Origin of the sequence: Clostridium sp. AF19-22AC (assembly GCF_003479085.1) — a bacterium.
Taxonomy (GTDB): domain Bacteria; phylum Bacillota; class Clostridia; order Lachnospirales; family Lachnospiraceae; genus Faecalicatena_A; species Faecalicatena_A orotica.
Genome location: NZ_QUGN01000010.1, coordinates 143,966 through 158,514, shown reverse-complemented (window position 1 = coordinate 158,514; position 14,549 = coordinate 143,966). Strand labels below are relative to the sequence as shown.

The following is a 14,549-nucleotide window of genomic DNA, read 5'->3' as shown; positions in this document are numbered from 1 at the left end:
GGGATTATAGCGTGAAAAAAGAAGTGACCCGCTCAACTATATTTGAACTAAACGGTGTGCCGAGCTTTAAACAGGCGTTTCCACTTGCCCTCCAGCATGTTGTCGCCATGATTGTAGGCTGTGTTACCCCGGCCATACTTGTTGCCGGGGTAGGCGGCCTCTCCGAGAAAGAATCCGTCATCCTCATACAGGCAGCTTTGATTGTATCGGCACTGTCCACACTGCTCCAGCTGTTCCCGATCTTCCGGACAAAATGGCTCGCCATCGGTTCCGGACTTCCAGTCATCATGGGCGTCAGTTTCGCATATCTGCCAAGCATGCAGTCCATTGCCTCGGATTTTGACATCCCGACCATATTAGGAGCACAGATCGTCGGCGGATGTGTGGCAATCCTTGTAGGAATTTTCATAAAGAAAATCCGCCGCTTTTTCCCGCCTCTGATCGCAGGAACTGTCGTTTTTACAATCGGCCTTTCCCTTTATCCGACTGCCATCAACTACATGGCCGGAGGAACCGGAAGCCCTGACTACGGCTCCTGGCAGAACTGGCTTGTAGCAATTATTACATTAATCATCGTAACCGTTTTAAACCACTATGGAAAAGGAATCTGGAAACTGGCATCCATCCTGATCGGTATCATCGGAGGATATATCGTCGCGCTGTTCTTTGGTATGGTAGACTTCACCGCCATCTCACAGGCATCTGCATTCCAGCTCCCAATGCCCCTGCACTTTGGGGTAAAGTTTGAAGTTTCCTCCTGCGTGGCAATAGGCCTGCTGTTTGCGATCAACTCCATTCAGGCAATCGGAGACTTCTCCGCAACAACAAGCGGCGGACTCAACCGTATGCCTTCAGACAATGAACTTCAGGGCGGTATCGTCGGCTATGGTATAACAAATATCCTCGGCGCCCTTTTAGGCGGGCTTCCGACTGCAACCTACAGCCAGAACGTAGGTATCGTGGCAACAACTAAGGTTGTCAACCGCTGTGTACTCGGCCTTGCAGCAGTCATTCTGCTTGTAGCCGGACTGATTCCGAAGTTCTCATCTGTCCTGACCACGATTCCATACTGCGTGCTCGGCGGAGCGACCGTATCCGTATTCGCATCCATCGCCATGACTGGTATGAAACTGATCACCTCAGAGAATATGTCCTACCGGAATACTTCCATCGTTGGACTAGCAGCCGCACTGGGAATGGGAATCTCTCAGGCGAACGGTGCACTCGCAACCTTCCCGGACTGGTTCGTTATGATCTTCGGAAAGTCACCGGTTGTTATCGCAACACTGCTGGCAGTACTGCTTAATATCATTCTTCCGAAGGATAAAGAAACACCACTGGAACCTGCACCGGCAGATGACAAATAATATCTCTCATGTTAAACAGCCCGCGGGCATAAAGAAACAGCCGAAAAAGGATGAAAAATTCCTTTTTCGGCTGCTTTTTTTTAAATCAGTGTCCCTCTAACCGTTTGTGCATCGTCTTTTCTACCGCATTGAGGATATTTTCATATCCTGTACATCTGCACAGGTGTCCGGACAGCAGTTTGCGCAGTTCATCTCTTGTATACTCTTTCCCGGATTCCAGTATCTCCACAGCGCTCATGATTACGCCGGGCGTACAGAATCCGCACTGTACAGCTGTCTCGTCGATGAATGCCTGCTGGATATCTGAAAGTTCCCCGTCCGGCCCCATAAGGCTTTCCAGTGTCCGGATTTCTTTTCCGTCTGCCCAGACTGCCAGGTAGATACAGGAGTTAAAACATTCTCCGTCTATGATCACATTACAGGCCCCGCACTCTCCTACCTCGCAGCCTTTTTTGACACTGGTCAGGCGGTAGTCATTCCGCAGCATATCTGTCAGGGACGCCCTGACGTCCACCATTGTTTCTCGTTTTTCACCGTTGATCGTGCATCTTACCAGCTTATACTGTATCTCACTCATGAATCACACCTCCCGCCAGTCTGACCGACTCTTTCAAGGCACGTTTGCATAAAACCTTTGCGATATGTTCCCGGAAGGCCTTACTTGCCCTCCAGCTGTCACGCGGGGTAACATCTTCGAGGACCGTATCCCCGATCTTCTCGATCGAATCTGCACTGACTAAAACTCCTCTTCCGGCCTCTTCTGCATGGACTGCACGCATTGGAACCGGTCCTGCAACGCCATATGCAATCCTGACGTCCTCCAGTATGCTCCTGTCATCCGAGAGTTTCACATTAACAGAGCATCCCAGTGTTGCAATATCCATTGCATTACGCATTGCATACTTGATATAGTGTCCGTAATATCCTTCATAAGATGCCTTTGGTATGAGAATCCCTGTCTGGATCTCTGCCGGCGCCAGTGCAACTTTACCTGCTTTGATGTAGAACTCGCGGATCGGCATTGTGCGGATTCCTTCCGGACCTGTCAGTTCTACGACGGCATCCCACGCAAACAGTGTAGCCGCTGAATCTGCGGAGGTCACCCCGTTGCATGTGTTTCCTCCGATTGTACCGATATTCCTGATCTGGGGCCCTCCTGCCTTGTCTACTGCTTCCCCGAGCACATTGATATATTTCTGGATAACCGGGTCCTTCGTAATATGGGAAAAACTGGTCAGGGACCCGATCCGGATCGTCCCGTCTTCTTCCATTTTTACACCGCGCAGTTCATCCAGTCCATATATGCTGACCAGTTCCGCACCGGCACGCTTTCCTTCTCTCATCTGCACCAGGACATCACTTCCGCCGGCAATAATCTGGGCTTCTGGGTGTTCTTTAAGCAGCTGTATGGCATGAGGCACGCTTTCGGCCTCGTATAATGCTTTCATATCATACATGTTTTCTTTCCTCCCTTCCGGGGCATTCCAGTGCATCACACTGGCTGCCCCTTTCTATACTAAGCCCTCTTCTTTGAATCGTTTAAACAATATGTGCGGTGTCAGCGGTATCTCGTCTACTGCTACACCAGTCGCCTGCAGAACGGCATTGCGGATGGCCGGGGCAACAGAACATACCGGAGGCTCTCCCAGAGCTTTTGTGCCGTATGCACTGGTCGGCTCATAGTTTTCCACAAACTGCCCTTCCAGATGCGGGTGATCCATGAAGGTCGACAGCTTATAATCCAGAAGGTTATTATTCAGCGGTTTCCCGGTTTTCTCATCAAAGATCAGTCTCTCGGTCAAACCATACCCGATACCCATGCTCATGCCGCCATGTACCTGAGCCAGCGCCAGTGACGGGTTAATCAGCTGCCCGCAGTCGTGTACATTGATGATATTCGTAAGCTCTGCCCTGCATGCCGGAATATCGACTTCTACCTCGGCAAACGTGCATCCGAAGGAATAAGCATTGGTTTTCGCCTGATAAGTACTCTCCGCCGTCAGATGACCGTTGTTCGTCAGACTGTACAGCTTCTCCATCGCCAGATCGGCAAGGCTCATCAGAACCTCTCCGTCCCCTCTGCGTATGATTTTACCATTGATAATATCCAGACTTTCCTTTGTATGTCTCGTCAGCTCCTGTGCGGTATCCAGAATATGGCTCTTTAACAGGGCCGCTGTCTGATTGATGGAAAATCCCGCCATGTACGTCTGTCTGGAAGCATATGCCCCGGTGCCGAACGGCGTAATGTCCGTATCCTGTACCGTCATCACATGGACCTGGTCCACGGGAATACCGAGTGTCTCGGCCGCCATCTGTGCAAATGCGGTGTCAGCCCCCTGGCCGATCTCGGTCTCACCTACCTGCACCTGAATAGAACCGTCCTGATTCAGTACCATACGGCAGGAAGAAGTCTCCAGTGAAATTGGCCATACACCAGTGTTGTACCAGAATGCAGCCACACCGATTCCTTTTCGGACTTCCCCGGTCTGGTTCTCATATTCTTTTACTTTCCTGTCGTAATCTATGTAAGCCTTTCCCTTTTCCATACATTGATGGAAGGTATCATAATAATTAACGTTCTTTGAAAATCCATCCGTATACCCCACCGGCATCAGATATTTCCAGCGGAATTCATATGGTGACATGCCCACGGCCTTTGCCACATCATCCGTGTGGCTTTCCAGTGCAAACATTGCCTGCGGGATACCGTACCCCCTCATGGCCCCGGATACCGGCTTGTTTGTAAATACCGTATAGGCGTCTCCGTCCACATTCGGGCATGGATACAGCTGTGGAAATGCTCCCAGCCCCTTTGCGGCGATACTATGCCCGTGGGACGCGTATGCCCCCTGGTCGGAAAAGCATTCAATCTTCCTTGCCGCAAAACTCCCGTCCGGCCTCACATAAGAAATGATATGCGTACGGACAGCATGGCGTACCCTGTTGGATACAAATGTCTCTTCCCTTGAGACATCCAGCTTCACCAGTCTCCCTCCCACTACTGTGCTTAAATATGCACAGAGAGGTTCGTACAGAATATCCTGCTTGTTTCCAAATCCACCGCCGATATAAGGCTTGATCACCCTGACTTTGCCCCAGAGGATGCCAAGCGCCTGCCCGACAACTCTCCGGCAGATATGGGGAATCTGCGTGGATGATACGACAACAATCCGGCCCTGTTCCATATAAGCATAACAGATAAAATTCTCAATATGGCAGTGCTGTACGGTTGGCGTGTCATACCATCCCTCGACCTTGATCAGGCCCGGCTCTTTTCTTGCCTCTTCATAGCTGCCGTTCCGGATCGTCGTATGTTTTAGGATATTATTCGGATATTCCTCGTGAATCTGGGGTGCGGTATCCTCCATTGCCTTCTGTACATCAAGCACAAAGGGCAGTTCCTCGTATTCCACCTTCATCGCACGCACAGCCTGTGCAGCTGCCACTTCATTCTCAGCGACAACAGCCGCGACATCGTCACCATAAAATTTCACATGTTCCTGAAGAAGCAGCCTGTCAGCCACATCCTGATGTGCCGGCTCTGTAGACCAGGGATGCCCTGCCGTCGGGAAGTAATTCTTCGGCACGTCAAAACAAGTCACGACCTTCACAACTCCGGGGATCTTTTCCGCCTCCGAGGTATCCACCGACTTCACAATCCCGTGTGCCACCGTAGAATGCAGGATTCTGACTACATAGGCGCTCTTATCACACAGGTCATCGGTATACTTCGCGCGTCCGGTCACCTTTTCAAAGGCATCCACACGCTTCACACTTTTACCTACTGCATGTTCCCTTTCTTCCATTTTCCCATCTCCTCTTATTTATAAAATCTGTACACCTGCCACATATTTTGCACGGATTTCTCTGTCATCTGAAAAATAGATCATTCTTTCGAGCCTTTTTTTCACATCAAGATCCTGCGGGTGTCTCAGACGCGTATCATCCAGAACGACTGCGTCCAGCTCATATCCCGGCTCAAAACTGCCGACTTTACCGAAGAATTCCCCACCGCCTTTCGTTGCCATGAAAAAGGCTTCTTCAACTGTCAGAGGCTTTAACGATTCATCCTGTAACCTCCAGCGCAGCTTCGATGCCTGAATGGCATGTGCCATTGCCGTGAAAATACTCTCCGTGGAACCTCCTGCCACGTCACTTCCCATTCCTACATGGACGCCTTCATCCAGAAACTTCCTGACCGGGGCTACACCGGATGCAATATTCATATTGGATTCCGGACAATGGGCAACGAAAACACCGTTTTCCTTCATCCTTGCAATCTCCCTGTCGTCGGAATAAACACAGTGGGCCATCACCGTCGGGCAGTCCGCACCGAATAATCCGAACTTATCATATGCATCACCATAGAATTCAGACCACGGGCACAACTCCTTTACCCATGATATCTCACCCGGGTTTTCTGACAAATGTGACTGTAACGGCAGACTATAGCGCATCTGTATCATCTTCAGTTTCTCCATCAGCTCATCCGTACAGCTCGGTGTAAAGCGCGGTGTCAGGATTGGTTTTGTATGCTTATACTTCTTATGCAGAACATCCTTGATCCATTCCACCGTTTCCGCCGCAGATTCCTCTGCCGATGCCTCCCTCAGATAATCCGGGCTGTTCCTGTCCATATTCACTTTTCCAACCATTGTGTCGAGTCCCGCTTCTTCGAGCATATCCATCAGAAGCAGCGTGGCCTGCCTGTGTATCGTCGCAAAAATACAGGCCCTCGTAGTTGCACTCTTCTTTAAATTCTCAACAAAGATCCCGTAAGCTTTGCGTGCGTACTCCATATCACAAAACTTGGATTCCTCCGGAAATGTATTCGTCTCCAGCCATTCCAGAAGCTCCATATCCATCCCCAGTCCGCGGAATGAATACTGCGGCGCATGCACGTGCAGGTCCACCAGTCCCGGGATAATCAGCCGGTCCCCGTAATCCTCGACCGGGTATCCTCCGTATTCGAACGGCAGTGTCTTATAAATCCCCCTTACCACGCCATCCTCACACACGAGATAACTGTTCTCACATACCTCAAGTTCTTTCGCGCTCTTACTGTAGATCAAGTTTCCTTTCAAAATAAAAATAGATTCATTCATCTGCTGACGCCTCCTTCCTTACATCCCTGTGCCCACAAGTAACTACAGAGATGCCTCTGCAGATACTTATAGTCAACTATTCCGGTAGTTGGTAGAAACGTTCACCCGATTATGAACCTATATAAGTATTAGTAAAATTTGATATATTTTTTGTTAATTTTATCCTAACATTTATTAAAATTGATGTCAACCAAATTTATTTTTAAAACCGCAAGAAAGATTAAACATATCCCCCTAATTGCGGCTATAATAATAGTCTGGAAGGAGGGAATATGTATGCCAGTCCAAAATATTCAGAATATTATTTCAACAATTGATTATCTGGAGGCGCATCTAACTGATTGTCCGAATCTTGATATGGCCGCGGAAGCGCTCCACTATTCCAAATATCATCTACACCGGATGTTTACGGATACTGTGGGCCTTACTATCCACGAATATGTTTTGCGCAGGAGGCTTACGGAAGCCGCAAAGCTGCTTGTTTTTTCTGATAAACCGGTTCTTGATGTGGCGATGGCGGCAGGTTACGGCAGCCAGCAGGCATTTACTAAGATTTTTACGGCCATGTACAAGCTTCCACCAAATAAATACCGGGAAAATGAGAAGTTTTATCCCTTGCAGCTTAAATATAAATTAGAGGGGAGTTATCATATGCTGGACAACCGGGAGTTTACAGAACAGGATATTGCATTTGCTAAAGAAAAGGACATTCCCTGCTGGATGGAGCTGGTACGGCTTGTGGTCGATGGTTTTCCGAATCTGGATGAAGAAGAATATATCCATGTCCTGAGAGAAATGATCCGAAAAAGGCAGGCCCTGATTTTAAAGGATGGGGACACTGCCATCGGGATTATGATTTTTTCTGAAAACAGCGGCAGTATTGATTTCATGGGTACCCACCCTCTTTATCGGAAAAAGGGGATTCCAAAGGCATTTCTTGATAAGGTCATGGGGGAACTGCTGAAGGGGAAGGAAATCAGCATCACAACCTACCGCGAAGGCGACCGGGCAGATACAGGGCACCGCAGTGAGATTAAAGAACTCGGCTTTGCAGAGGCGGAGATGCTTGTGGAGTATGGTTATCCAACCCAGCGTTTTGTCCTGAAATGAAGCAAAACATATGTGCCACCGTAGATTTACCGAAACCTACTTGAACTTAAAAATCAAAGACAGCAAGGAGCACTACTATGAATGAGCAACAGCAACCATCAAAAGACAAAGAGATAGCAAAAGACCCGGTCCCCTTTCCTGATGAAGTCATTCATCTGGAAGAGACCATGCAGAAACTGGATACCGCGCTTAAAAGAGCCGAAGAGGATGTCAGCCGGATTGACACGGAATACAGGGATTCAAAAAGGTATATGGCGGAATACAGAGGGGAAATCGACCCTCATGAAATGTTTCAAAACGAACTGCTTCTCAGGCAGACAGACCGTACAGGTGCCTTTGCCGTGAGTGTCCGGGACAGGCTGGCAAAGTTGAAGAAATCCCCTTATTTTGCAAGGATCGATTTTCAGGAGGAATCAAAAGAAGCCGACCGGTTATATATCGGACGTTTTACATTCAGATTTGAAGAGGAAATGCTAGTCATTGACTGGCGCGCGCCCGCTGCCGGCATGTTTTATGATTATGAACCGGGACCGGCGGGTTATGACGCACCAACGGGCAGGATTGACGGGAAACTTATCCGGAAAAGGCAGTTTAAAATCAAGGACGGCATTATGGAATACGCGCTGGAAAGTGCCTCCCATATACAGGATGACATTTTACAGCGGGAGCTTTCCCATACTTCGGATGAAAGAATGAAGTCCATCATCTCGACCATTCAGAAGGAGCAAAACCAGATTATCCGCAGTGAAAATACAGGAACAATGATTATACAGGGAGCGGCGGGTTCCGGAAAGACTTCTGTCGCCCTGCACCGGATTGCCTTCCTGCTCTATCGGTTCAGGAACCAGCTGAATTCCCAAAATGTCGCCATCATCTCCCCAAATAAAGTATTCGGAGACTATATCTCCGGCGTCATCCCTGAACTTGGGGAGGAACCGGTCTATGAGCTAAGTTTCCCGGATATTGCGGAAATCCAGCTTCAAAATACACTCCGTTTCGAGCCGGATAAGGACCCGCTGGAATCGGAAGACAGGGCGTGGGCACAGCGGGTACTGTTCAAATCTACTGCCGGTTTTGTCCGGTTGATGAATACATTTATGGAGACACTGCCCGAGAGGATATTTTCGCCTGCGGATTACACATTTGGCAGGTTTAACGCGGACAAAAGCTGGATACAGAAGCGTTTTCTGGCATACAAAGCATACCCGGTTAAACAGAGACTTGCAATGACGGCAGAGGATATCCGCAGCCATTTTGAATCCGGCAACATCATGGGAGACCCCCTGCCCGGAAAAAGACAGATTCTGAAAGCACTCACTTCCATGCTCACAGTTAAAACACCGATTACTCTATATCAATATTTTTATAAAAGCATAGGGAAACCCGAACTCCTGTGCCTGCCGGCAAAAAAGACGCTGGAATGGGCCGATGTCTTCCCGTTCCTGTATCTGAACTCAGAATTTGAAGGGTTAAAAGAAAGTCGGAGCACAAAGCATCTGGTTATCGATGAAATGCAGGACTACACCCCCATACAGTATGCCGTGATCAACAAAATCTTTCCATGCCGGAAAACCATTCTCGGGGACTTCGGCCAGCTTCTGAATCCAAACCACTCTCACACTCTAAATGACCTGTTGGACCTTTATACAGATGCCCGGTTTACAGAGCTGAAAAAAAGCTATCGTTCTACATACGAGATTATCACTTTTGCAAAGCGCATCCTAAACACGGACTCACCTGAACCGATTGGACGTTACGGAGATGCACCGGACGTTATTTACTGCGGCAGTAAAGAGGAAGAGCTTAGGGAAATTTCAAAGGCCATTCAGGATTTTTACCACAGCGGACATACATCAATGGGTATCATACTGAAAACGAACAGAGATGCCAGAGAGCTTTTTGATATGCTGCCGCCGAAACCGGAAGTTCACCTGATCACGCCGGAAAGCAGCTGTTTTCAGAACGGTGTGTCCGTCATATCTGTTCAGATGTCGAAGGGGCTGGAATTCGACGAGGTAATCATTCCTGATACAGACCAGTCCCGCTATTTCACGGACTGTGACAGGAATCTCCTTTATATAGCCTGTACCCGGGCGATGCACCGGCTGACACTGCTGTACACAAAAGAACTCTCAGCTCTGATTCCCGACAAAACCGCATAACCTGAAACACGGCAGGCGGCGCTTAAGCTCACAGAAAAGTCTGTAAACTGTAACGCCGCCTGTTTCACTGTTACTGTTTTCCGCCTTGGTTTACGCAGTAACTGCCTCTGTCTGCTCATGTTGTCCTTCTGTGTTTCTTATGCTTCTTATATTCCTTCAGCTCATTACGCAGCATTTTCCGAAGCTCTTTTTTGCTCATCCCCTGTGCAGCCTTTGCATAAATCCGAAACTGTTCCTCCCCATTTTCCAGATCTGACACGATCTTTCCTGCGCTTATTCCCAGTTCCATATGGTACTTCTCAAACATATACTTCGAATAGACGTTGCTGACTTCATACCCGCGTACCTCAAGGTCTTCTACGGCACAGCGGATCGCCGTAAGCTCCCGGTTCCCTCCCGTGACAGCCAGAAAGTACTGCCCCTTCTTATTCATGATGATCCGCCATATAATGTGTCTGACAGCATAGGGTACATTATCCTTATCGCTCTCAAAAACAAATCCCACCGCGGAATTCTCCTCATAAATCAGAGGGTACCCAATATATTCAGAAGCCGGTTTGCATAAGATTCCCTCATACTGTCCAAACAGCTTTGCATATTCCCTGCAGCTGCTCTTCGTGTCATCATAATAGACCGTGCACCAGTTCATAAATCCTCTCCCTTCATTACTCCTTTTATAATATATGAGAAGAAATATCCGCACATTCTAATATAATCACAGTTCTGTGAATAAAATATCAAGCATAACCAACGTTGAAATCTGTAATGAACCCGCATAATTATAACCGATGCAATCTATTGTTGGAAGTTCTATTATTTCAGAACACAAGTTTTTATAATTTCCAGTATTACCTCCGGTAAATAGTACAGTCTTTGCCTTTTTATAGTTTGCCTCTTGAAGCAATCTAAACACATCTTGATCGTTCCCCTCAAAATCAAATGCAATTACCATAGCCGTTTTATCTAAGCGGGCTATTTGCGTTTTAATCATATCTGTACCTGTAAGCATAACCACATTAAACCCTTCCTGCATGAAACGCAGGGCGGTTTCCTTTACAGAAAACTCAGAGCTCTCTTTTCCACAAACTAAGACTCTTTCAGAACATTTGATCTTTTTTAGAATTTGCCCCAATTTTTTATTATCAATATTACTGCATATCTCGATTAATAATTCTTGGTATACACGGCAAATTTTGTAGGTATTCTGGTTCGCAGTTTCTCCATAATTTCTAAAAGCTGCTTCATATTGATATCTTAATTCCTTATATCCATGATAGCCACACTTTTGTGCAAATCTAGAAAGTGATGCTTTTGATACATACAATTTGTTTGACACAGCTTTGGAGGAAAAATCTATTTTTTCCTGGTTATAAAGAAAGAAATCACCTATTTTTTCTTCTACTGATGTAAAGTTTTCATAATGTTCCTTAATATTCGACAGAACAGAGCTATAATAATATTCCATTTTATCACTCTTTCTATAAATATCTCATTAAAATTTCCTTGCTTTTAACCAGCTCATCATACGTACTATGATACAACTCCATCATACAAATCCCCTGATAGTTAACATCCTTTAATGCCTTACAAAAACTCCTCCAGTCAATCGTTCCGGCCCCTACTGCAAGATGTTCATCTTTTGAACCATGATTGTCATGAAGATGGAGATGTCTTAACCATTTATTGCACTTTAAAATTTCATCTGACACATTATGACTTGTGAGATGTCCATGCCCGGTATCATATACAATATAAAGATTTTTCTCATCTACATCCCTGATATAACGTTGTAATTGTTCTGCATTTTGTATTAACATATTATCCGTTAAATTTTCTGTGTAGACTAAAATATTATACTTTGCTGCAATTTGACATGCTTTTTTCATTGTCTCCACCGAAAGTTTCCACATTTTTTCATATACTTCTCTGTGTGTCTGCCTTGATCCATCCTTATGCCTTATAGAAATATGCATCAACTTTCTGCTTCCACAATGCATTATTATTTCATGTCCGTTGAATGCTTTAATATATTTACAGCAATTTTCAAACTCATCCAAAATAGCATTTTGCAATATTATATTTTCTTCCGACAGATTAAAATCAGAAATATGTACCAGTACTTTGGTTTTATACATATCAACTAATTCGAAGATTGCCTGATTATATGAAGTAGTATCAATATGCCGCATATGCTCTGAGTATGTCACCTCAATAGCCTGAAATTCATTCGTTTTAAGCAGCAGCTTTCCCAACTCCAGAATTTCATTTCTGCTATGACGCATGCTTATATTAAAACCATAATTCATTCCAAATTCAGCTCCTTAAACAATTCTGTTTTTACTGTAATAATATTGGTAAATACAATCCCTTTCATCCCAAGTTGAATTCCTTTGTCGATATTCTCTTTTTTATCGTCTATAAAGATACCTTCTCCGGGATCTAAATGATATTTTTCAAAAAGAGCTAAATATATCTTTGAATCAGGTTTATTGGAGTGAACCTCATAAGAAAATACACTGCCGTCAATAAGTTCGAAATCTTTAAACTTATCAAATATTTGTTCTTTCCATTCCCTCCCCATCGTAGATAGAATATATACTGGAATTTTATATTCTTTCAATTCTTTAAGCATCTCCCAGCTTTCATCCATATAAGTGGTAAGTTCCTCCCAATGATTGACTGTTCTTTTAATTTCCTTTATATGGCTTGGGAATCGCTTACCATATATATCAATCAATTCTTCATTGGTGTACATCCCTTTTTCATACTCTGCAAACTCTGGCTGATGGAATACTTCACTAACGAGTTGTTCCGCAGTATCTTTCTCATAAATCTGTTGTAAATACTCTCTGTGTGTCGCTTTTAAAAGAACATTTCCAATATCAAATACAACATACTTTGTTTGTGAATTATTATTCATCGTCCCCATTCTGTCGTTCCGCTTTTCCGCTCCTTATTCCATCAATCCCGGCTTTTTTTACAGTTTCTGCAAGGCTTAATAAATCCATTGTTCCTTTTGACATAAGCGCTTCTACCAGCATGGGCAGGTTTAGACCTGTTACGATTTCTGCTGCATGACTTTTCTGTGCTATCATGAACGAGGCATTAAAAGGCGTGCCTCCGAACAAGTCAACCAAAAATAAAACACCATCCTCCGAATTCAGTTCTCCAACTGCTTCTTCAAGTTTTATCTTTAGCATCTGTCCGTCCTCATTCTCAAAAAATGGCACCGCCTTAACGTTTTCTTGTTTTCCAAAGATCATTTCTACAGAATCAAGTAATGACTGGGCTGCCTCCTTATGTGTAACTGCTATAACTCCTATACTCATTCGATTGCTCCTTCATCTAACATTTCCTACTTCCAATCCGACGTAAAGTACCCATTTTCCTGAATTTTTTCTAGGCTTTCCCAGAACATAATAGAATTTTTTATTCCCACGACCCGGTCTACATAAGGCCATCTAAAGAATTCATACGTTGCTGTCCCTTGATAACCAATGTCCTTTAAAGCCCTGATGATACTAATCCATTCTAAATTGCCGAAGCCTATAGGCAAATGTTGATCTTCCTTTCCATTATTGTCATGTAAATGTACTTCAAATAGTTTACTACCCATTCTCCTGATGGTCTCCGGTATATCCACATGATCAAGATTGGCATGCCCACTGTCCAAGCAATATCCGACATTGTCTAAGGCAACTCCTTCAACCAGGCCAATTAATTCTTCTACATTGCTATAAAAACGACCCTGAAATAAATTTTCAACAGCTATTTTTATATCATATTTGGCTGCTAATTTTCCAAAATGGCGAAGATTCTCAATTAGCATGGCATGAGTTTTTTCTCTCCCCCATTTATCAACAGCTTTTTGATGAGCTATTTTGTTACATTTAAAGCCCCCTTCACCATATGTTCCCGGATGAACCACAATACTGCCTGGTTTACAATCCGCAAAAATCTTCAGTGTTCTTTCCATATAAAATCTTACTTTATTTTGTGATTCGTCATAACAATCCAGTACTGATCCGACAAAATGAAACGATGACATTTTGATATCCATTTCTTTCATTCGCCGCGATAATATTTTTGCAAATAGGATATCGTCTTCATCAGACTGGGGATAAACGTCGTCATTGCACCAAGTATTAAAATATTTAATTCCAAGTGATTTCATTAATGTAAATGCTTCTAATGCCCGTTTTTCAGAAAACATTTTATTTCCATTTACTTCTTCTTTAAAATCAAAATGTAATGAGATATCAAATTGTGTTTTCATAGGGCCACCTACAATAGATCTTTAATTTTTTTCGCTTTATCTTCAGGCGCCATCTGCACAGTTATATCTACCCCTCTGCTTAACAATTCTTTAAAAATTTCTTCTTCCTCCTGTGTAATACTAATAGAAGAGGTTATTACCCTTGTATTATCACGCGTAGCCATGTTACCAACATTAATTGCCTTAATATCAATACCATTATCCATAAGGTATTTTAAGTAATACGGCGTTTTAATTAACAGGAGGACCCTCTGATTTGCATATTTGCCCGTTTTGATATTTTCAAGTGCTTTCTCCTTGGCTAACAATGATGTAGCTACTCCGGCCGGTGCCACCATGCGGAGCAGCTCTTTCTGCATATCATCAACAGCAACCTCATCATCTATCACCATGATTCTGGATGCCTGTAAATAGCCTGTCCAGAATCCCGCAACCTGTCCGTGAATAAGTCTTGTATCAATTCTAATGTGCACAAAACCTTTTAACTCCATTCTTTTATCCCTCTCTTTTTTGGTATATTCTGTTT

General features: G+C 44.8%; 14 protein-coding genes and 1 riboswitch. Of the genes, 3 read left to right on the top strand and 11 right to left on the bottom strand.

Annotated elements, in window-relative coordinates; translation table 11 throughout:
• Window positions 1-11 precede the first annotated feature (11 nt).
• The gene (locus tag DWX43_RS13325; RefSeq protein ID WP_109729775.1) at window positions 12-1,367 is read left to right on the top strand and encodes a nucleobase:cation symporter-2 family protein; all 1,356 of its coding nucleotides are present in this window, start codon (window positions 12-14) and stop codon (window positions 1,365-1,367) included.
• Between the two features lie 85 nt (window positions 1,368-1,452).
• Here the strand turns inward: DWX43_RS13325 and xdhC are convergent, their stop codons facing one another.
• The 4 genes from xdhC to DWX43_RS13305 are packed head-to-tail and all read right to left on the bottom strand — an operon-like array spanning window position 1,453 to window position 6,475.
• On the bottom strand, window positions 1,453-1,944 hold the full coding sequence (xdhC, locus tag DWX43_RS13320; RefSeq protein WP_118620615.1) for a xanthine dehydrogenase subunit XdhC: 492 nt from the start codon (window positions 1,942-1,944) through the stop codon (window positions 1,453-1,455).
• Window positions 1,937-2,824, bottom strand: a complete 888-nt coding sequence (gene xdhB, locus DWX43_RS13315; RefSeq protein ID WP_118620645.1) for a xanthine dehydrogenase subunit XdhB — start codon at window positions 2,822-2,824, stop codon at window positions 1,937-1,939. The genes xdhC and xdhB overlap by 8 nt, the downstream gene beginning before the upstream one ends.
• Window positions 2,825-2,878: 54 nt before the next feature.
• Window positions 2,879-5,176 carry a xanthine dehydrogenase subunit XdhA gene (xdhA, locus tag DWX43_RS13310; RefSeq protein ID WP_118620614.1) on the bottom strand — a complete coding sequence of 766 codons (2,298 nt, stop codon included), beginning with the start codon at window positions 5,174-5,176 and terminating at the stop codon, window positions 2,879-2,881.
• An 18-nt stretch (window positions 5,177-5,194) separates the two neighbouring features.
• Window positions 5,195-6,475 (bottom strand): amidohydrolase family protein, encoded by a 1,281-nt coding sequence (locus DWX43_RS13305; RefSeq protein WP_118620613.1) that lies wholly within the window; start codon window positions 6,473-6,475, stop codon window positions 5,195-5,197.
• Between the two features lie 49 nt (window positions 6,476-6,524).
• Window positions 6,525-6,620, bottom strand: a riboswitch (purine riboswitch).
• A 131-nt stretch (window positions 6,621-6,751) separates the two neighbouring features.
• On the opposite strand from DWX43_RS13305, the gene DWX43_RS13300 reads away from it, so the two are divergent.
• Together DWX43_RS13300 and DWX43_RS13295 are read left to right on the top strand one after the other, a co-directional pair.
• Window positions 6,752-7,585: an AraC family transcriptional regulator gene (locus tag DWX43_RS13300; protein WP_118620612.1), complete on the top strand. Its 834-nt coding sequence runs from the start codon at window positions 6,752-6,754 to the stop codon at window positions 7,583-7,585.
• A 77-nt stretch (window positions 7,586-7,662) separates the two neighbouring features.
• Window positions 7,663-9,747 carry a 3'-5' exonuclease gene (locus tag DWX43_RS13295; RefSeq protein WP_118620611.1) on the top strand — a complete coding sequence of 695 codons (2,085 nt, stop codon included), beginning with the start codon at window positions 7,663-7,665 and terminating at the stop codon, window positions 9,745-9,747.
• Window positions 9,748-9,862: 115 nt separating this feature from the next.
• Here the strand turns inward: DWX43_RS13295 and DWX43_RS13290 are convergent, their stop codons facing one another.
• The 7 genes from DWX43_RS13290 to DWX43_RS13260 all read right to left on the bottom strand — a co-directional run bounded on the left by DWX43_RS13290 (window position 9,863) and on the right by DWX43_RS13260 (window position 14,514).
• The gene (locus tag DWX43_RS13290) at window positions 9,863-10,396 is read right to left on the bottom strand and encodes a hypothetical protein (protein WP_118620610.1); all 534 of its coding nucleotides are present in this window, start codon (window positions 10,394-10,396) and stop codon (window positions 9,863-9,865) included.
• A 66-nt stretch (window positions 10,397-10,462) separates the two neighbouring features.
• Window positions 10,463-11,212, bottom strand: a complete 750-nt coding sequence (locus DWX43_RS13285) for a MurR/RpiR family transcriptional regulator (protein ID WP_118620609.1) — start codon at window positions 11,210-11,212, stop codon at window positions 10,463-10,465.
• 13 nt (window positions 11,213-11,225) lie between these two features.
• Entirely contained in the window at window positions 11,226-12,053 is an 828-nt protein-coding gene (locus DWX43_RS13280; protein ID WP_118620608.1) for a sugar phosphate isomerase/epimerase family protein, read from the bottom strand.
• Window positions 12,050-12,676, bottom strand: a complete 627-nt coding sequence (locus DWX43_RS13275; protein WP_118620607.1) for an HAD-IA family hydrolase — start codon at window positions 12,674-12,676, stop codon at window positions 12,050-12,052. Before DWX43_RS13275 ends, DWX43_RS13280 begins: the two co-directional genes overlap by 4 nt.
• The gene (locus DWX43_RS13270) at window positions 12,660-13,076 is read right to left on the bottom strand and encodes a PTS sugar transporter subunit IIA (RefSeq protein WP_118620606.1); all 417 of its coding nucleotides are present in this window, start codon (window positions 13,074-13,076) and stop codon (window positions 12,660-12,662) included. The genes DWX43_RS13275 and DWX43_RS13270 overlap by 17 nt, the downstream gene beginning before the upstream one ends.
• A 26-nt stretch (window positions 13,077-13,102) precedes the next feature.
• Window positions 13,103-14,023, bottom strand: a complete 921-nt coding sequence (locus DWX43_RS13265; protein ID WP_109729786.1) for a sugar phosphate isomerase/epimerase — start codon at window positions 14,021-14,023, stop codon at window positions 13,103-13,105.
• 8 nt (window positions 14,024-14,031) lie between these two features.
• Complete coding sequence (locus tag DWX43_RS13260; RefSeq protein WP_118620605.1) at window positions 14,032-14,514, bottom strand: PTS sugar transporter subunit IIB; 483 nt, start codon at window positions 14,512-14,514, stop codon at window positions 14,032-14,034.
• Between the last annotated feature and the right edge of the window lie 35 nt (window positions 14,515-14,549).